General features: G+C 69.0%; 22 protein-coding genes. 5 read left to right on the forward strand and 17 right to left on the reverse strand.

Going from position 1 to position 17,993, the window contains the following annotated elements; translation table 11 throughout:
* Positions 1-47 precede the first annotated feature (47 nt).
* Genes B7438_RS20440 through B7438_RS00530 form a run of 10 tightly spaced genes read right to left on the reverse strand, consistent with a single transcriptional unit; the run spans position 48 to position 8,401 of the window.
* On the reverse strand, positions 48-1,604 hold the full coding sequence (locus tag B7438_RS20440; protein ID WP_085367384.1) for a flagellar hook-length control protein FliK: 1,557 nt from the start codon (positions 1,602-1,604) through the stop codon (positions 48-50).
* Positions 1,601-2,401, reverse strand: a complete 801-nt coding sequence (locus B7438_RS00490) for a C40 family peptidase (RefSeq protein ID WP_256921813.1) — start codon at positions 2,399-2,401, stop codon at positions 1,601-1,603. Before B7438_RS00490 ends, B7438_RS20440 begins: the two co-directional genes overlap by 4 nt.
* A complete protein-coding gene (locus B7438_RS00495) occupies positions 2,398-2,832 on the reverse strand; it encodes a hypothetical protein (RefSeq protein WP_085367385.1) in 435 nt (144 codons plus the stop codon). The genes B7438_RS00490 and B7438_RS00495 overlap by 4 nt, the downstream gene beginning before the upstream one ends.
* Complete coding sequence (locus B7438_RS00500; protein ID WP_085367386.1) at positions 2,832-4,160, reverse strand: FliI/YscN family ATPase; 1,329 nt, start codon at positions 4,158-4,160, stop codon at positions 2,832-2,834. Before B7438_RS00500 ends, B7438_RS00495 begins: the two co-directional genes overlap by 1 nt.
* Positions 4,157-4,753, reverse strand: a complete 597-nt coding sequence (locus B7438_RS00505; RefSeq protein ID WP_085367387.1) for a FliH/SctL family protein — start codon at positions 4,751-4,753, stop codon at positions 4,157-4,159. Before B7438_RS00505 ends, B7438_RS00500 begins: the two co-directional genes overlap by 4 nt.
* Complete coding sequence (gene fliG / locus B7438_RS00510) at positions 4,743-5,762, reverse strand: flagellar motor switch protein FliG (protein WP_085367388.1); 1,020 nt, start codon at positions 5,760-5,762, stop codon at positions 4,743-4,745. The genes B7438_RS00505 and fliG overlap by 11 nt, the downstream gene beginning before the upstream one ends.
* Positions 5,759-7,354 (reverse strand): flagellar basal-body MS-ring/collar protein FliF, encoded by a 1,596-nt coding sequence (gene fliF / locus B7438_RS00515; RefSeq protein WP_085367389.1) that lies wholly within the window; start codon positions 7,352-7,354, stop codon positions 5,759-5,761. The genes fliG and fliF overlap by 4 nt, the downstream gene beginning before the upstream one ends.
* On the reverse strand, positions 7,354-7,668 hold the full coding sequence (fliE, locus tag B7438_RS00520; protein ID WP_085367390.1) for a flagellar hook-basal body complex protein FliE: 315 nt from the start codon (positions 7,666-7,668) through the stop codon (positions 7,354-7,356). Before fliE ends, fliF begins: the two co-directional genes overlap by 1 nt.
* Positions 7,668-8,060 (reverse strand): flagellar basal body rod protein FlgC, encoded by a 393-nt coding sequence (locus tag B7438_RS00525; RefSeq protein WP_055897381.1) that lies wholly within the window; start codon positions 8,058-8,060, stop codon positions 7,668-7,670. The genes fliE and B7438_RS00525 overlap by 1 nt, the downstream gene beginning before the upstream one ends.
* On the reverse strand, positions 8,060-8,401 hold the full coding sequence (locus B7438_RS00530; RefSeq protein WP_085367391.1) for a flagellar basal body protein: 342 nt from the start codon (positions 8,399-8,401) through the stop codon (positions 8,060-8,062). Before B7438_RS00530 ends, B7438_RS00525 begins: the two co-directional genes overlap by 1 nt.
* 441 nt (positions 8,402-8,842) lie before the next feature.
* On the opposite strand from B7438_RS00530, the gene B7438_RS20140 reads away from it, so the two are divergent.
* The gene (locus B7438_RS20140; RefSeq protein WP_143465488.1) at positions 8,843-9,268 is read left to right on the forward strand and encodes a hypothetical protein; all 426 of its coding nucleotides are present in this window, start codon (positions 8,843-8,845) and stop codon (positions 9,266-9,268) included.
* Here B7438_RS20140 and B7438_RS00540 read toward each other — a convergent pair.
* Together B7438_RS00540 and B7438_RS00545 are read right to left on the reverse strand one after the other, a co-directional pair.
* Entirely contained in the window at positions 9,255-9,644 is a 390-nt protein-coding gene (locus B7438_RS00540; protein WP_085367393.1) for a type II toxin-antitoxin system death-on-curing family toxin, read from the reverse strand. The genes B7438_RS20140 and B7438_RS00540 overlap by 14 nt on opposite strands.
* Positions 9,641-9,868, reverse strand: coding sequence for a hypothetical protein (locus B7438_RS00545; RefSeq protein WP_085367394.1), 228 nt, complete (start codon positions 9,866-9,868; stop codon positions 9,641-9,643). The genes B7438_RS00540 and B7438_RS00545 overlap by 4 nt, the downstream gene beginning before the upstream one ends.
* A 458-nt stretch (positions 9,869-10,326) precedes the next feature.
* On the opposite strand from B7438_RS00545, the gene B7438_RS00550 reads away from it, so the two are divergent.
* Entirely contained in the window at positions 10,327-10,884 is a 558-nt protein-coding gene (locus B7438_RS00550) for a vitamin K epoxide reductase family protein (RefSeq protein WP_179150689.1), read from the forward strand.
* 22 nt (positions 10,885-10,906) lie between these two features.
* Positions 10,907-11,686 (forward strand): thioredoxin domain-containing protein, encoded by a 780-nt coding sequence (locus B7438_RS00555; protein ID WP_085367396.1) that lies wholly within the window; start codon positions 10,907-10,909, stop codon positions 11,684-11,686.
* On the opposite strand, the gene B7438_RS00560 is transcribed toward B7438_RS00555, so the two are convergent.
* From B7438_RS00560 to B7438_RS00580, 5 genes are all read right to left on the reverse strand, one after another.
* Positions 11,683-12,009 (reverse strand): hypothetical protein, encoded by a 327-nt coding sequence (locus tag B7438_RS00560; protein ID WP_085367397.1) that lies wholly within the window; start codon positions 12,007-12,009, stop codon positions 11,683-11,685. The two genes, B7438_RS00555 and B7438_RS00560, sit on opposite strands and share 4 nt — an antisense overlap.
* Positions 11,996-12,412 (reverse strand): flagellar export chaperone FliS, encoded by a 417-nt coding sequence (gene fliS, locus B7438_RS00565; RefSeq protein ID WP_085367398.1) that lies wholly within the window; start codon positions 12,410-12,412, stop codon positions 11,996-11,998. The genes B7438_RS00560 and fliS overlap by 14 nt, the downstream gene beginning before the upstream one ends.
* Entirely contained in the window at positions 12,409-13,794 is a 1,386-nt protein-coding gene (gene fliD, locus B7438_RS00570) for a flagellar filament capping protein FliD (RefSeq protein WP_085367399.1), read from the reverse strand. The genes fliS and fliD overlap by 4 nt, the downstream gene beginning before the upstream one ends.
* 108 nt (positions 13,795-13,902) lie before the next feature.
* Complete coding sequence (locus B7438_RS00575; protein WP_210723993.1) at positions 13,903-14,736, reverse strand: flagellin; 834 nt, start codon at positions 14,734-14,736, stop codon at positions 13,903-13,905.
* 113 nt (positions 14,737-14,849) lie between these two features.
* On the reverse strand, positions 14,850-15,665 hold the full coding sequence (locus B7438_RS00580) for a sigma-70 family RNA polymerase sigma factor (RefSeq protein ID WP_085367401.1): 816 nt from the start codon (positions 15,663-15,665) through the stop codon (positions 14,850-14,852).
* Positions 15,666-16,059: 394 nt separating this feature from the next.
* Here B7438_RS00580 and flgN point away from each other — a divergent pair, with 394 nt between their 5' ends.
* Both flgN and flgK read left to right on the forward strand, forming a co-directional pair.
* The gene (flgN, locus tag B7438_RS00585; protein ID WP_085367402.1) at positions 16,060-16,554 is read left to right on the forward strand and encodes a flagellar export chaperone FlgN; all 495 of its coding nucleotides are present in this window, start codon (positions 16,060-16,062) and stop codon (positions 16,552-16,554) included.
* Positions 16,555-16,566: 12 nt separating this feature from the next.
* Positions 16,567-17,991: a flagellar hook-associated protein FlgK gene (flgK, locus tag B7438_RS00590; protein WP_085367403.1), complete on the forward strand. Its 1,425-nt coding sequence runs from the start codon at positions 16,567-16,569 to the stop codon at positions 17,989-17,991.
* The last annotated feature ends 2 nt before the right edge of the window (positions 17,992-17,993 follow it).

Raw genomic sequence — 17,993 nt, forward strand, 5'->3', positions numbered from 1 at the left:
GGCTCCCTTCTGTTGTGAGGCTGATTGGGTCGGTCGGTCGGTGGGTGTCAGACGACGAGGTCGATGGTGTGACCTGCGCCGCCGTAGCGTGCAGTCCGCTGCTGTTCGGGGGTCCTGTCTGCGGCGGTGCCGGCTTGCTCCGCCCGGGATGCGGTGGGTGCGTTCCCCTGCCGGTCCGCCGTTCCGCCGCGCTGGTCGTCGGTCTGCGGCTGGTTCTGGCTGGACAGGTCGAGGCTGCCGGAGAGTCCCGCGCCGCTGAGGTCGCGCCGCAGGTCGGGCAGGATGGCGCGCAGTGCGTCACGGCCGCCGTCGGTCGGGGCGAACAACTCGACGCGCACACCCTCCGCACCGACGTGGGCGCGAACCGTGACGGGCCCGAGCGTGTCCGGCGTGACGTGCACGGTCATCACGTGGTCACCCCTGCCCGCGGACGCGAGGGTGAAGATCGGACGCGCGAGCTGCTGCGGGAGGGCGGGTTGGGCGGCGGCGGCTGGTGCCGACGCGGAGGTCGGGGCCGCGGCGGTGGTGGAAGCGGGCTGTGCCACTGCTGCGGGAGCGGTGATGGTGGTGGATGCGGTCGGTGCCACGGGCGCGGACGGTGCGTCGTCTGCGGTGCGGGGTGAGGGGGTCGCGGTGGCCGCGGTGAAAGTAGCGGTGGTCGCGGTGACCGGCGTGGTCGCGGAGGGCGTGGTTGCGGAGGCGGCGGAGTTGCCCGTCGCGGAGGTGGCGGCGTCGGCGGTCGCCGCCGCGGGAGCGGCGGGAGCGCCGGGGACGGCCGAGGCGGGCCCCACAGCGTCGGTGGAAGCCGTGACGGTGGCAGAAGCGGCACCGGACGAGGCTGCGCCCGAATCAGCGACGGCCGACGCCGACGCTGGAGTCGTCCCCGCCGTCGTCGGAACCGTGCTCGTGCCGGTGGCAGCGCCAGACCCCGGTACTGCCGCGGCGGACGTCGCGCCAGCGGCGGCACCCACGGCCGACGACGCCTGAGAGGCAGCGTCAGCGGGAGCGCCGGTGACCGGCGATGCCGGAACGCGGGGATCTGTGGCGTTCGTGCCCGTGGCCCCGGTGTTCCCCAACGCCGCCGCGGTGGCTGCAAGCGCTCCCTGCGGCGTCCCGGCCGTCGCGGGCGTCGCGGCCGTCGCAGTCGGCACGGCCGCGTCGGCCGCGGCGGCGAGCGCATCGGCCACGGCGTCGCCTGCGGCGGTCGCCGGCGCGGTCGAAGTGGGCTGCGGAGAAACGGCGCCCCCTGCAGCAGCTGCGGTGGAGGCGGAAGCGCTGTTCGCCTGGCCGGCGGACGTAGAGACCACCGCATCCGCGCGTGCTGCGGGATTCGCCGGGTCGGCCTGCGTGCCGGACGTGGCCTGGTCAGGGCCGGTGGTCGTGGCGGCGGGCTTCACCGCCCTACGGGGCCGCGCGTCGGACGACGACGGCTCGTCGCGCGATGCCGGGCGTGCATCCCGTGCATCCCGCGCATCCCGTGGGTTGGTGTTCGTGGGAGCAGCACCGGCGAGGAACTGCTGGAACGCGTCTCCACCCGTGCCGGGCTTGCGCGCGGCGGCCGGGGCGGACGGCGTCGCGGCCACCGGAGCGATGGTCGGGCTCATTCTGCGCCTCCGCCGAGCATCGACGAGATGAGCGCCTGCAGCTGGGCCGCCTGCGCCGCGGCAGACGGAACGGAGGAGGACTGGCCGGCCAGCCCCGAGACGCCGGAAAGGGCGGAGAGCCCGGAAAGTCCAGACAACCCGGAAAGACCAGCCAACCCGGAAAGACCAGAAAGCCCAGAAAGACCAGCGACCCCGCCCATCCCGCTCGCGCTGAACATCGCGGGCGCGCTCGCCAGCGCCGTGCTCGCCTCGGGCACCACGCGGCGGATGGTCACGATGTCGGAGTCGTCCATCCAGTTGTCGACCAGGCTCACGTTGCGGCCTTCGCTCGGTGCGTGGATGACTTTGCCGTCTCCCGCGTAGATGACGATGTGGTCGCCGCCGTTGGTCACGATCAGGTCGCCCGGCTTGGCCTGGGCGAGCGACGGCACCTCCGTGCCGAGCGTCGACTGGCCGGAGACCAGGCGGGGGACGTCGATGCCGAGGTCTTTGAACACGCGCTGCACCAGGCCGGAGCAGTCGAGGCCGCTCGACGTCGTCCCGCCGAAGACGTACGGGACGCCGAGGTATTTCTTGGCGTCGGCCACTACGTCGGCGCCTGTCACGGACCCGCCGCCGGCCGTCCCGCCCACGGCGGACGTCTCGCCCACCGCTCCGGCGAGCGCGTTGGCGAAGTCGGTCGCCGATGCTGCGGAGGCTGCGGACGCCTTGCCCGTCGAGGTCGCCGTCGGCTGGTCGATCTGCACCAGGGTCGCCTGGATCTGGGCGATCCTCGCGAGTGCGTCGGTGACTGTCATGCCTCGTTCCCTTCCCGTTCGCGCACCCAGGCGCCGGTGGCGATCTCGTCGATGGCTGCCTGTTCTGCGCTGAGTTCTCCGGCGAGCACGCTCGCGTTGTGCCGTGCTTCGAGCTTTTCCAGACCGACCGCGCGTGCTTTCGCCTCGCCGAACGCCGTCTGCGCCTCCGCGACCTCTGCGTCGGCCTGGTCGGCGAGCGCTGCGAGGTCGGCGAGCATGCTTCGACTGGATGCGCGGGCGGCCGCCATCGCGAACAGCGTGCTTGCATCCGTCGCTTCGACGGGCACGGCGTGAAGGGCGGCGATGGCTCGGGCCTGCCGCTCCCCCGCATCCCGTCGGAACGCGTTGGCCGCTGCGAGGTCGCTCGCCGCGTGGTCTTTCTCGATCTGCCGCAGCCGCAGCAGTCCGGCCAGTTGGAACGCCCGTGCCATCAGACACCTCCGAGCTGGTTCACCAGGATGCCGAGGCGCTGCCAGGCTTCGGCGGGGTCGGCGCTCTCGCCGAGGTTCTGGCGCAGGAAGGCGTTGATGGCGTCTTCGTGCGCGACGGCCGCATCCACTCGGGGGTTGGTGCCCGTCTTGTACGCGCCGACGTCGAGGAGGTCCTGGGCCGCGACCTTGGCGGCGAGGATGCTGCGCAGGGCGACGGCGGCTGCGCGCTGCTCCGGCGTCGTGACGCGGGAGGCGAGGCGAGAGATGGAGCCGAGCACGTCGACGGAGGGGAAGTGGCCGACGACGGCGAGGCGGCGGTCCATCACGACGTGTCCGTCGAGGATCGAGCGGGCGGCGTCCGCGATGGGTTCGTTGTGGTCGTCTCCGTCGACGAGCACGGTGTACAGCCCGGTGATCGAGCCGACCTCGCCGGTGCCCGCGCGTTCGAGGAGCTGGGCCAGCAGGGAGAACGTCGACGGCGGGTATCCGCGGGTGGCGGGCGGTTCGCCCACCGAGAGGCCGATCTCGCGCTGCGCCATCGCGACACGGGTCAGCGAGTCCATCATCAGCACCACGTGTGCGCCTGCGTCGCGGAACGACTCGGCGATGCGGGTCGCGGTGAACGCCGCGCGGAGGCGCATGACGGCGGGCTCGTCGGAGGTCGCGACCACGACGATCGAGCGGGCGAGCCCCTCCGGCCCGAGGTCGTCTTCGAGGAACTCGCGCACCTCGCGGCCGCGCTCCCCCACCAGCGCTATCACCGAGATCTCCGCCTCCGTGCCGCGCGCGATCATCGACAGCAGCGACGACTTCCCCACACCGGAGCCGGCGAACAGGCCGAGCCGCTGCCCGCGCCCGACCGTGACGAGCGTGTCCAGCACGCGCACCCCTAGGCCGAGCGGGCTCTGGATGCGCGCCCTGCGCATGGCCTCCGGCGCACGGTTGTCGATGGGGACGAACCCGTCCGGCTCGATCGGGCCCTTGCCGTCCACAGGGCGGCCGAGGGAGTCGATGACGCGGCCGAGCATCCCGCGCCCGGTCGGCACGAGCAGCGGAGCGCCGAGCGCACGGACGGGAGCACCAGCCCCGATGCCGGTCAGCCTGCCGAACGGCATCACCCGGATGCGTTCGGCCGAGGTCGCGACGACCTCCGCGTGAACGCCGGGCCGCTCCCCCACCACGACGACGTCGCCGATAGCGGCGGGAACGCCTTCCACCTCTGCGCCGAGGCCGACGATGCCGACGACGCGGCCCACCTTCTCGACGCGCGCGGCGCGCACGGCGTCTGCGATGCGCGGAAGGGTCGCGGTGTCCAGGGCTGCACTCATCCCAGCGCCTCCCGTGCACGGTCGAGCGCCGAGTGGATGCGCGCATCCAGCCAGCCGTCGGGCAGCTCGCCCACCGCATCCCCCGGCGCGAGCGTCGGATCGGCCACGAGCCGCACGGCGTCTCCGGCGGCCCCTGCGCCGATGGCGGCGAGGTCGTCCGGGTTCAGCCGCACGACGGCGACCGCCCCAGCGACGTCTCCGCCGAGAACGCGCGCCACGGCGGCGCGCGCGGCGGCCGTGCGGTCGGTCAACGCATCCCCCACCACGGCCTCAGCCAGGTGGAAAGCAGCGTTGACCAGGGATTCCTCTGCCTCAGTGAGCACCGGCACCGTCGCCTCGCGCAGCTCGATCGCCGCATTCCGCAGAGCGGTGGCGAGCACCGCGAGCCGTTCCGCCGCCGCCGCATCGTCCGCCGCACGCTCGGCGTCGGCCGCCGCGCGCCACGCCCGCTGTTCTTCCGCCGCCGCCCGCAGGCCGTCCGCGTACCCGGCGGCATACCCGCGCGAGCGAGCGACGCCGGCCTGTGCGACGGCTTCGGCGGTCTCCGCGATCACAGGGATCGCGACGGGGGCGAACACGGCGTCATTCGACATACGCGTCCTCGTCGTTTCGCTGCACGGTGATCGCGCCCGTGGCCTCCAGGTCGCGGATCGCCCGCACGATCTCGGCGCGGGCGTCCTCCACCTGCGAGAGGCGCACAGGGCCGAGCACGCGGATCTCGTCCGCGAGGATCTCCCTGTTGCGCTCGGACAGGTTGGTCGTGATGGTCTCGATGACCTGCTCGGTCGCGCCCTTCATCGCCACGGCCAGCATGGCTGCATCGATGCCGCGCAGCACCTGCTGCACGTCGCGGTCCTCCAGCTTGACGATGTCGGCGAAGGTGAGCATCCGGGAGCGGACCTCTTCCGCCAGCTCGGGGTTGCGGCGTTCGAGGGCTTCGAGCAGCGCCTTCTCCGTGCTCGCGTCCGCACGGTTGATGATGTCGACGAGCGGCTGCACTCCCCCGACCACGTCGGACGAGTCGCGCGAGCCGACGACGGCCCCCGCGCGCTGCTTGAGCGTGTCTGCGACGACACGGACCGCATCCGGGCTGGCGCTGCCCATCGTGGCGATGGCGTGCGCGACGTCCGCGCGGGCAGTCTCGTCGAGTCCGGCGAGGATGCGGGATGCGTGGTCGGGGCGCAGGTGGGCCAGCACCAGCGCGCTGGTCTGCGGGAGTTCGCCGGTGAGCAGCATCTGCACCTGGCCGGGCTCGACGGCATCCAGGAACTCGAACTGCTTGCCGGCCATGCTCGACGCGACGCGGTTGAGCACGCCGGTGGCCTTCTCGGCGCCGAACGACGCTTCGAGGAGCCCGACCGCGATGTCCCTGCCGCCGCGGGTGCTCATCCCGCCGCGCACGGTGAGGTCGTGGAACTCGCTGATCGCCTTCTCGGCGATGGCGGGGTCGACCCTGCGCAGGCGCAGGATCTCCGCGGTGATCTCGTCTGCCTCCTCCTCGGAGAACTGCTTCATCACCTGCGCCGCACGCTGCTGATCCATGTTCATCAGCACGATGGCGGCCTTCTGCGCCCCACTCAGCGGCGCCTTGAGCTCGTTCATACGCCCTGCCGTTCATCCATCAGGCTGCGCAGGAACTCGGCCGTCTTCTGCGGGTCGCGTTCGGCGAGCGCTTCGATCTCGGCGCGGCGGCGCTCGGCCTCCAGCTCGGGAGCGGTCGGGTCCGGCACCGGATCGAGCTGCATGGGCACGGTGGGCGGCGCCTGTTCGAGGGCGATCGGGAACGCGGCAGCGTCCAGTTCGACGGTGTCGGTGCCCTCGACGGATGCGTTCTCCTCCGCGCGTTTGCGGCTGCGGCGGAAGAGCGCGAACGCGATGATGATCGCTGCGACGATGGCGGCGCCGATGATCGACGAGCGGATGATGCCGGTGAGCTGGTCCGCTGCGGCTGCGTCCTTCGCCTCCTGGATCGCCTTGGCGGCCTCGGTGGCGCTCGCCTTGCTGAAGTTGACCATCTCCACGCTCACGGAGTCGCCGCGGGCCACGTCGATCCCCGCTGCGGCGTTGACGAGGTTGCGGATCTCGTTCGTGCTCACGTCGCCGCCGACCGCATCCTTGTTGAGGGCGACGGAGACGGTCTGCTTGTTCACGGCTCCTGCCGGGATGGTGCGCTGCTCGGTGACCTTGTCGACCGCGTTGTCCTTGGTGCTCGACTGCGAGTTGAACGTGCCGTTGCCGTTGGCCCCGTTGGGCACGGCGATGTTGTCCGGGCCGAGCACGCCCGCCGCTCCTCCCCCGGAGCCGGTGTACGTCTCGGACTGCGTGGTCTCGCTGAGCGAGGGCGCGTTCGTCGGAGTCGTGTACGTCTCCTCCGTGCGCTGCGCGGACTCCGTACTCACGTCCGCGGCGACGGCGACCGTGGCGTTGCCCGGGCCGACGACCTTGTCCAGCATCGCCTGCACGGCCGTCTTCACGCGGGTCTCGTAGTCGCTGGCCTGCTTGTCCGCTCCCCCGACCGCGCCGGTGCCGACGGCACTGAGCACGGTCCCGGATGCGTCGATGACGGCGACATCGGTCGGCTTCATCCCGGTGATGGCCGCGCTGGTGAGGTGAACGATCGCCTGCACCTGGTCGGCGGACAGGGTCACGCCGTTCTGGGTCTCCACGAAGACCGAGGCCGTCGGGTCCTTCTTCTCGGACACGAACACGGTGTCCTCCGGGATCGCCAGGCGCACGGATGCGGTCTTGACGCCCTTCATGGCGCTGATCGTCGAGCCCAGCTCGCCTTCCATCGCACGCTTGTACGTGACGGACTGCTGGAACTCGGACGAGGTGACGCCCATCTTGTCGAGCAGCGAGTATCCGCCCGTCGTCGCCGTCGGCAGCCCGGCGGACGCGGCCTTGAGTCGCTCGTCGTACACCTTCTGCTGCGGCACGAGGATCGTGCCTCCGCCGTCGGTGAGCTGGTACGGGACGCCGTCGGTGCGGAGCTGGTCGACGATGCTGGACGCATCCGTCGCCTGCAGCCCGGAGAACAGCGGGGTGTACGCGGGCTGGGACGCCCACATCGCAAGCCCGGTGACGCCGAGCGCGACCACGGCCACGCCGATGATGGCGATGACGCGCTGCGCGATCGAGAACCCGCGGATCGTGTCGCCGATCCGCCGGAAGAAGCTCGTGACCTGCTGGGGCATCAGGCCTGCATCCGCATGATCTCGTTGAACGCATCCACGGCCTTGTTGCGGACGCCGGCGACGAGTTCGAGGGTGACCTGGGCGCGCGACGACGCGATGGTCGCGTCGTGGATGTCGGTGAGGTCGCCGGTGACGGCCTTGATGGCGAGGTTGTCGCTGGTGCCCTGCAGCTGCTGCAGGTTGTCGATGGCGCCGGTGAGCGAGTTCCCGAACGCCGCTCCCCCGGTGCCGGTGGCCCCGGATGCTGCGGACAGCGCACTGGTGGCGCCGGTGGTGTCGATGGCGCTGACGGCGCCGATGGCGGGAATGGGCATCAGTTGCGTCCGATCTCGAGGGCTGCCTGGTACGACTCTTTGGCGCGGTCGACGACGGCCGCGTTGGCCTGGTAGCCGCGCTGCGCCATGATGAGGGCGCCCATCTGCGACGACAGGTCGATGTCCGGATATCGCACGTAGCCGTTCTCGTCGGCGACGGGGTTGTCCGGTTCGTAGACCATCCGCCCCTCGGCGCTGCCGTATGCGGCGCCCGCGACGTAGACACCGGTGGTGCCTTCGCCCTCCTGGGCGACCACGTAGCGCGCCTGGAAGGCGGCCCCGTCGGTCGGTTTCGCCGTGTTGATGTTGGCGAGGTTGTCGGAGATGGCGTCGAGCCACTTGCGGTGCAGGGTCAGTCCCGTGCCCGCGATGCCGATCGCGTCGAATGTCATCAGCTGGTCCTCAGTGCCGCTCGGATGGACGAGAACTGGCCGCCGGCCGCCTGCGAGGCGAACTGGAAGCGCAGCACGGTGTCCACGTTGGACAGGGTCTCTGTGTCGAGGTTGACGTTGTTGCCGTCTGTCCTGGTCGGCTCGAGCGAGCGGGCGACAGTGGATGCGGCGTGCCCGTCCCCGTGCGCGACGGACCGAGCGAGGGCATCCTCGAACGACACGCGCTCTGCGGTGTATCCGGGCGTGTTGACGTTGGCGATGTTGTTGGCGATAGCGCGCTGCCGGGCGGCGAGGCCGTCGAGGGCACTCGCGAGCGCGGCACTGGTCACGGATTCGAGCACAGCTGCATCCCATCGGAGATTCGTCTGGTGTGGCGGCCGATCCGTGGCCTGATCTGCGAGCTGTCCGTGCTCACTCTCTGCTATCGGCAGGGCTCTCGCGAACGTTAGCTGCTTTGTGAAAATCGGCCTGTGGAAAGGGCTCTGTAACCGTCTTCGTGCACAGGTTCATCCACAGCTCTGCACAGTGGTCGAATTACACGGTGGTAGTTTCGAAGTCCTGTTCGAAACTGAGTCATGGCGTTCAGAAAGCCTGATCAGAGACGGTTTTGAACCTTGAGAACCTCTGAGAGTCCACACATCTCGCGCGTGTCCTCCACACGTTTCCGTACCTCATCCACCTGTTTTGCACAGAGTTATCCACAGGCTGGAGGAGGTGTGTGTGGAAACCGCTGCGGCCTCGCCGGCGCGGCCCGATTGCGGCCGACACGCTACCGTCATGGCATGTGGAATTTCTCATCGGGGCGTAGGCGCCTGGCGTGCGCATGCTCGATCCTCGCCGGGCTCTCGCTCACGGCGTGCGTGGCCACCACGCCTGCTCCGTTCACACAGAAACGGGTCTCGTCCGATGCGCTGCCCCCGGCCGCTCGCTCCCTCGACGTGGATGCCGCATCATCCCGGTATCAGGGTCTGGCGAACGGGATGCGCGTCTACCTCACCCGCCAAACCGACGGCTCAGGGGTCTGCCTCGTGGTCGTGCCCGAATCGGACGGCGCGGCCGCCGCCTGCTCCGCCACCGGTGCTGCGGTGACGCTCACCGTGCCGCAGGGGGAGTTACGGTTCCGCAACGATGGATTCGGCGAGGCGAAGGGGGCGGGGGATAAGGTCTCCGATTACGTGCGGTATTCGCCAGTGGTCAGCGGCGACTGAACCACACGGCTAGCTGCCGTGCGAGTTGCCCGATCTCCTCCATCTCGCCCGCAGATACGGCGAGGATGAAGTCGAACATCGCGTCTTCGTCGTAGCGCTCCTCGTAGCCGTTCAGGTCGAAGAACAGGGCGCACAGGAGCCAGCCCGCGCGCTTGTTCCCGTCGAGCAGCGGATGGTTCCTGGTTATCGAGTGCAGAAGGGCGGCCGCCTTCGCATAGTCGTCGGGGTATGCATCGCGGCCGAAGAGGGTGGCTTTCGGTCGTTCCAGCGCCGATTGCAGCAGCACGGTGTCCCGGATGAATCCGCGAGGTTCACGCCCGTGCACCACCTGAATGACGAGCAGCGCCTCGTCCAGCGTGATGAACCGGACGCTCAAGCGTCCCGCAGTCGCTCGAGGAGACCGGCGTTCTTCGTCGCCAGCCGCTCGACGATCTGCTGCGTGGTGCTGTCGTGCGCGGCGATGTACGCGTCGACGGCGTCGAGGACCGTTGCGGTGAAGTTCGAGCCGGTGTCGTCCGCAATGGAGGCGAGAGCCCGGATCTGGTCGTCACGGAAGGCGATCAGCTTCTTGCTCCGGGTCGGCAGTGTGGCGTTGCTCATCGCACTCCTCCTCAACATATATGCCTTTGTCGAGAGAGTATATACGCGTCAGCCGGTCACATCGAAGCAAACCGGATGCAGCTGCCTTTTGCGGGCGAAGTTGCTCAGCAAAAAGAGATGTAAAATGAATAATCTGACACGTGGATTCGTGACATTGGCCCCGGCTCCCTAGCTGTCCTCGACGGGATGGCCGTGGCTGCCGCACCTGCCGCGAGCGCTGCAGCGGAAGCGGCGAATTCCGTCTGGGCGTCACCTGCTACGCGGCGTGGCCGTGGGAGTCGACGTGGACGAAATACAGCGAATGGATGAAGGCCCCGCTCAGCGGCGCCCTCGCTGCTTCGTGCAACCTCACGACCAATAACGCGAAGTGGTTCGTCGAGCGCCGCTAACCACCGATCAACGACAAGGAGCGCATCATCAGCAAGCAATCGCACACGTACGGTGGTGCGCTCTTCGTCGTGCTCGGGCTCGTGGGCTTGGCCGCATCCTTTGCGCTCGTGCTCGAGAAGCTCAAGCACCTTGAATCGCCGACCGCGCAACTCACTTGCAGCGTCAACCCCTTCATCACCTGCGCGCCGGCGATGGACTCGTGGCAGGGGGCGCTGCTCGGCTTCCCCAATCCACTGATCGGCGTGGTGTGTTTCGTGGCGCCGATCGTTGTCGGGGTCAGCCTTGTGAGCGGAGCCCGGTTCCCACGATGGTTCGTTCTTGCGTTCGTCGTCGGCGTGTGCCTGGGGATGGGATTCATCGTGTGGTTGATGGTGCAGACGGTGTCGTCGATCGGCGCGCTGTGCCCCTACTGCCTTGTGGTCTGGGCCGTGATGATTCCACTGACGCTCGCCACGGCGGCGTGGGCTGCCTCCAGCGGCGCCCTCGGCGGCGCGGCAGTCCGGTCCGCCGGCGGAGCAGTGCTGCGGGTATGGCTGTGGCCCATCGCTCTCCTCTGCTATTCGGTCGTCTTCCTCGTGTTGCTCGCGAACTTCCCGCTTCTCTGGCCCTTCCTCACCAGCCTGTGACAGACATAACGAAGGAAACACGATGACAGACCTTCACCCGAAGATTCCGAAGCGGGATCGACGCGATGCGGCTCGGATCGCTGCGCGCGCTCTCCGTGAAGAGGAACGTCGCCGCTCCAAGCGGAGGCGGCTGTTCGCAGTCGGCGGGGGAACGGTCGGCATCGTTGCCATTGGGCTCGCAGTCACGATGGGGATCATGGCGGCCATCCAACCTCCACCTGCACCGCGGAACACTCAATCGGGAGCGATCGTCATCGGCGATACCACGAGCGGTGCGGTGCGTGTTGTGATCTACCAGGACTACCTCTGCCCCCACTGCGGCACCTTCGAGTCCACGAACGGACAGCAGCTGGCCTCCCGCGTCGCTGCAGGAACGGCGACGCTCGAAGTCCATCCGTTGGCCATTCTCACGACCATGTCCTCAGGCACCAAGTACTCCCTCCGGGCGGCGAACGCAGCGGTATGCGTAGCCGACCACGCGCCCGCGTCCTTCCTGGACTTCAACCAAGCTCTCTTCGCGCATCAACCGGCAGAGAACACCCCGGGACTCACCGACGCGGAGATCAAAGGCCTGCTTCCTGCGTCCATCACTGGGTCCGGCGTCGTGAACTGCATCGACGACGGCACGTTCAACAGGTGGGTACAGTCCGAAACCAATCGCGCCACGACAACACCCGTTCCTGGAACGGACCTCAAACGCATCGTGTCCACCCCGACGGTCCTCATCGACGGCACGCTTTTCAGCGGCGACATCAGTGACCCCGCAGCACTCGCCGCGCACTTCGGAGACGCGGACCGCTAACCGATCAAATCGAAGTACACCGGATGCGGCCCCACCTCGGCCGACGGCACCGAGCGCACGGCGGCCAGGTGCTTCGCCGTCGTCTGGCGCACGTCTTCCAGGTAGCGGATGGTGTGCATCTGCGCTTCCAGGATGCGCGCCGCGCGCTCCATCAGTTCCGGCGGGATCGGGCCGAGGGCGATGGGTGGGCGCCAAGGCACCGGGTCGATCGTGGCGAGTGCGCCTTGGAGGTCGTGCTCCATCTGGGTGAGCGCGTCCTCCCAGCCGGTGGGGGAGTGTGCGTCGTCTTCTTCCCACTGGGCGAAGTCGTCAGGCTGTGCCAAGGGTGCCGCCCGTCTCCGAGGGGAGGAGTGCCGCGGCTTCGTGCCAGGTCTGGCGGAGCGGCTCGATGAGGTCGATGGCTTCGCGGATCTTGTCCGGGTCGCGTTCGATGTTGCCGAAGACGATGAGGTCGGCCACATAGGTGTAGAGCTGCAGCAGGCCGTCTGCGCCGTCCCAGGCGTCGAGGCGGAGGGAGGAGGCGAGTTCGGCGACGATCTGGTCGGCGTGGCGCAGGTTCTCCCAGGCCACCGGCCAGTTGCCGTCGCGCTGTGCGGTCTCCGCGCGGGTCAGGTCGAGGACCAGCCGGTCGTAGAGCATCGTCAGGAGGCGCACGGGGGAGGCAGAGAGGATCGCATCCCTGTTGTACGCGTTGAGTTTGGCGGCCGTGCCGCTCAGGAGGCTCACGAGGAACTCGATGAGAGCGAGGCGAGCTGGCCGGTCAGCCATGAGGATTGCGATTGCAGCTGCTGCAACTGCACTTCGAGGTTCGCGTAGGTCTTCTCCAGGGTCGAGCGGCGGTCGGCGAGCCTGGAATCCCAGTCGGTGATCTGGTCGTTGAGGCCTTTCACCGTCTTCTGTTCGCCGGCGATCTTGGTGGTGATCGTGCCGTCGTACTTGTCGCTGGTCGCCGTGGCGGCGTCGGCGACGCGGCCGGCGATCGTTTGGACGACCGCCTTCACCTTCTCCGGGTCGGCCGCGAGCGCAGCCCCGAAAACGTCCTTGTCGAAGGTGAGGGTTCCGTCGCGGGTGATGGTGATGCCGTACTTGGACGGCGAGACGCCGTCGATGGGGGCGGATGCGGCGCTCAGCAGTTTCTGGTTCGCGTCCCGCACCGTCGAGTCGCCGGTGAACGCTCCGGCCGTGACGACCGTGCCGCCCGTCGCGTTGGTGGTGGTCGACACCGCCTGCTTCGAGCTGACGTAGCCGAAGATGTCGTTCAGGCTGCTGACCAGGGTGTTCGCCAGGTCGGTGATCGACTTGTCGTCGCGGGCCACTGTCAGCGTGACGGGGGTGGTGGATGCTGCGCTCACGGTGATCGAGACACCGGGGAGCACGTCGGCGAAGGAGTTGGTGGTGGAGGTGACGGCCTGCGCGGCGCCGGTGCCGCTCCAGAGGGTGAGTTGCGCATCCTGTGCTGCACGCACCTGGGCTGCGCCCGGCTCCGTGAGCAGGTTGGTGGCCGCTCCCGCCGTGACGTCGGCCGGGGTTCCGCGGTATGCGGTGAACGCCCCGGTCGAGCCGGTGGCGGTGGAGCTGAGCTGCAGCCGGTAGGTCTGCGCGCCGCTGACCGGGTCGAGGCCGGCCGCGACGCGGGTGGCGCTGACGCCGACGCCCGCCTTGTTGATCGCTGCGGCGACGTCGGCGAGGGATGAGCTCGCCGCGGTGACCTGCTTGGTCGTGCCGTCTGCGGCGACGAAGGTGAGCACGGGCGGCTCGTCCGGCCACTGGGTGAGGGGGCCGGTGACGATCACCTGGGACTGGGCAACCTTGTCCACCGTGAAGTCGATGGTGCCGTCGACGGCACCCACTCCTGCGGTGACGGTCACAGCCGTGGAACTGCTGGACGCGGTGTGCAGGTCTGTGCCTGCCGGCTTCGACGCCTTCGTCGCGGCGTCTGCGAGCGCGGCGACCTTCGTGTTGAGCGCCTGCATCGCGGTGATGTAGCTGGTGGAGTCGCTGACCTTGTTCTTCAGCAGGGTCTGCGGGATGGCTTCCGCCTGCATCAGCTGGTCGATGAGGTCGGTGGTCTTGAGACCACTGATCAGCCCGTCGATGGCCAAGCCCATGAGCGTCTCCCTTCGTGTCTTCTCGCTGTCCTGCCCGCGTGCGGGAAGGGTCAGCCGGTGGTGCGGCCGGGATGCGCTTTGGGGTTGCGCATCCCGGCCGCGGCCCTACTAGCGGAGCAGCTGCAGAACGCCCTGGCCGGACTGGTTGGCCTGCGCGAGCATCGCGGTGCCGGCCTGCGACAGGATGTTCGAGCGGGTGTACTTCACCATCTCGTCCGCCATGTCGGTGTCGGTGATACGCGAGTTCGCGGCCGACAGGTTCTCCTTGGAGACGTTGAGGCTGCGGATGGTGCTCTCGAAGCGGTTCTGGACCGCACCGAGGTTGGCGCGAGCGGTCGACACGTTCGTGATCTGGGTGTCCAGAGCAGCGATCGAGGTCAGCGCGTTCGCAGCGCTGTCGAAGGTGAGCGCGCCGACGGCGGTCGCGACGGTCGCGACGTTCGCACCGGACAGGTCCACCGCGATCTGGTCGTTGGCGGCAACGGAACCCGCACCGACCTGGAAGGTCAGCGTGGCGTTGGAGCCATCGAGCAGCTTGATGCCGTTGAAGTTCGCGTCGCCCGAGATGCGGGTGAGCTCCTTCGTGAGCTGGTCGACCTCGGTCTTGATAGCGGCGCGCGAGTCGGCGTTGTTCGAGTCGTTGCCGGCCTGGACGGCCAGGTCGCGCACGCGCTGCAGGATCGAGTGGACCTCGGTCAGCTGACCTTCAGCGGTCTGCACGACGCTGATGCCGTCCTGAGCGTTGCGGGCGGCGACCGTGAGGCCTCCGACCTGCGACTTCAGGCCCTGCGAGATCGCCAGGCCTGCCGCGTCGTCCGCCGCACGGTTGATGCGGAGGCCGCTGGACAGCTTCTCGAGCGACTTCGACAGGTCGCTCTGCGTGTTGTTCAGGTTGCGGTAGGCGTTGAGTGCCGACACGTTGGTGTTGATCTGCATACCCATGATTGCTATTCCTCCATGATTGGGTTTGTGCGGCCCGTCCGTGGGCTGCAACATCTTCTATCGGCCGTCGCGCCCATCCCGTTAGCGATGATCTGCGACGATCTGCGACGAGTTCAGGATGCGCGTGCCGAGGTGGACGACGGCGGCGGCGAGAGCCGCGCGACGTTCGCCACCGCGTGCTGCGCGAGGCGGGCGAGGTATGCGCTGCGGCGGGCCTGCGAGGTCTTCGCCTCGATGACCTCCGGGTCTCCCTCGTCCGCGTAGTGCGTGGCCATGCCCTCGCGCATGAGGCGGATCGCCTCCGAGCGCTGCTGCGACACGGCCGAGTGGGTGATGCCGAGCTCTTCCGCGACCTCCGTCACGGTGCGGTCGTCGAAGTAGATGGCCTCGACCACGTAGCGCATCCGGTCGGGGAGGGCGGAGACGGCGGCGCGCACGTATGCGGTCTGCTCTCCGGCCAGTAGCGAGTCCTCGGGGGAGACGGCGTCGGAGACGAGGATCGTCTCGACGGTCTCGTCGATGGTGGTGACGGTCCTGGATGCGTCGGACAGCGCAGCGGCCGCCGTCTCGCGGTCGACGCCCAGCGCGTTGGCGATCTCTTCGACACTGGGCGTGCGGCCGAGGCCGGCGGTGAGGCTCTCCTGCACCGCCATCGTCTCTTTGATGCGCTTGCGGGCCGAGCGGGTCGCCCAATCGCTCGCGCGCATCTCGTCGGCGAACGCGCCGACGATGCGGGTGCGGGCGTATGCCCCGAACGGGATGCCCAGTGTCGGGTCGAACGCTCCGGCGGCCTGCACGAGGGCGAGGGCGCCGGCGGAGGCCAGGTCGTCGCGCGACAGGTGCGTCGCTCGTGAACACAGGTCGGAGACGAGGTAGCCGACGAGCGGCAGATTCTCGACGACGAGCGTGTTGCGTTCTGTGCGGTTCACGCGGGCGACCCCTGTCCTGGTTTGCCGAGCGCCCGCGTCCGTCCGGCCTTCGCCGGTGGTTTCGGTGCGGGTGGTGCTCGGGCGGTTCTGTGGAATGTCCGGACTTACTTCGGGTGCCGAACAGGCGCTAGGGGTCTTGCTCGTGTTCACGGTAACAATTGCAAGTAACTCCGCGCGGGGGTGTCGCGCCCCCACTATGGGGCAGTACCTACCCCCAGTACGGGGAATACTGACATTCATGTGAAAAGCGCTAGGCGTCCCAGCCAACTCACTGGCCGCCGCCCCTAACATCGAGGCCAAACCTGCCGATGGTCTCTGGTGACGGCGCAGACCGGCGCCGCGGACACAAGGGGACCATGTGCGCACGACGACTCACGAGGAGGTTGGTAGCGACATGGCGGCGAGTGAACTCTCTGCGCAGCTCTGGAAGGAACGCGAGCTGCTCGAGCTGCTGCTCTTCAAGCTCGAGGAGGAGCAGCTACTGCTCACCGCGGGCAAGTCGCGCTGGATCTCCCACGCGACCCGCGAGGTCGAGCAGGTGATGGAGCGCATGCGCTCCGTCGGGCTCGCCCGCACCGTCGAGGTCGCCTCGCTCGCAGAGGAGTGGGGGATCAGCCCCGATTCCAGCCTCCGCGAACTCGCCACGGCCGCCCCCGACGGCATCTGGTCCGACATCTTCGCCTCGCACCTGGCCGCCATGATCGAGCTCACCGCCCAGATCGCCGAGGTGCGCGACACCAACGAGCGCCTGCTGCGCGAAGCGGCCCGCTCCACCCAGGAGACCATCAACGGCCTCGCCGGCGGCGGGGGAGACCCCGGGGTGTACGGCGCGGGCGGCGAGAGCCGGCCCGGCGCATCCACTGCCAGGCTCTTCGACACGGAAGCGTAGGACAGCGACAGGATGAGCACCTTCAGCGGACTCAACACCGCGTACACCGGGCTGGTCGCCGCCAAGGCGGGCCTGGATGTGGTCGGCCAGAACCTGGTCAACGCCAACACGCAGGGATACACCAGGCAGCGCGTCCAGACGTCCGGCGTGCCGGCGCTCAACCAGGCCGGGCTTTTCGTCGGCGGCGTCCGCCCGGGCCAGGGTGTGAGCGTCGACGGCATCCAGCGTCTCGACGATGCAGCACTGGATGCGCGGGTGCGCACCACCACGGCCCTCTCCGGATACTCGAACACCAGGGCGTCCGCCCTCTCCACGCTCGAAGCCTCCCTCAACGAGCCGGGCACGAACGGCATCTCGGCGCAGCTGCAGAAGTTCTGGTCGGCCTGGTCGGACGTGTCCAACCAGGCGGGGGAGCAGGCGCCGGCCGGCGTGCTGCTCGGCCAGGCGGGAAGCCTGGTCACCCAGATCTCGCAGGGCTACGCGTCCGTCGACAACCAGTGGAGCGCTCTGCGCACCAACGTGGACGGCATGGTCACCGACCTCAACCAGGCCGCGAGCCAGGTCGCAGAGCTCAACGGCCGCATCCGGTCGACGCTGGCCTCCGGGGGCTCGGCGAACGAGCTGATGGACCGCCGCGACGTGCTCACCACGCAGATCGCCAACCTCGCCGGCGGTGTCGTGCGCCCGCGCGACGACGGAACGGTGGATGTGCTGATCGGCGGCAACGCGATCGTCTCCGAGACCTCGTTCAATGCCGTTCAGGCCGCAGGCGCCCGGCTGATGGGGGATGCGACAGGCGACCCCGTCCGCCTTGAGTGGGCGAGCCGTCCGGGCTCCGCCATCGCGATGGAGGGCGGCGCCATCTCCGGCGCGATCTCCACGCTCGCGCCGGCAGACGCATCCGGCACCGGGGGAGTGCTGGCTGAGGCAGCGGCCGGGTACAACGCCTTCGCGGTCACGCTCGCCCAGCGGGTGAACGACCTGCACCGCACGGGAGCGACCCCGAGCGGCGCGACCGGCCTCGACTTCTTCGCTATCGACGCCACCAAGCCCGCCGCTCTCGGCCTGTCCGTGGTGCCGACCACCATCGGCCAGATCGCGACGGGGACGCCGGGGGCGGGCGGAAGCGACGGCAGCCTCGCCGGGGCCATCGCCCAGCTCGGCACCGGCCCGAACGCGGTCGACAAGCAGTGGACGGCGTTCGTCGTGCGCATCGGCGTGGCGAGCAAGTCGGAGCAGCAGCAGTCCGCGCTGGCCGACCTCGCCTCCAAGGGCGCGGTGAACGCGCAACTCTCCAACTCGTCCGTCGACCTCGACGAAGAGAACATGAACATGCTGGCGTTCCAGCATGCGTACCAGGGTGCCGCCCGCGTGATGACCGCGGTCGACGAAGCGCTCGACGTGCTCATCAACCACACCGGATTGGTCGGGAGGTAACC

It is taken from the genome of Leifsonia sp. NCR5, from assembly GCF_002105485.1.
Lineage (GTDB): Bacteria > Actinomycetota > Actinomycetes > Actinomycetales > Microbacteriaceae > Leifsonia.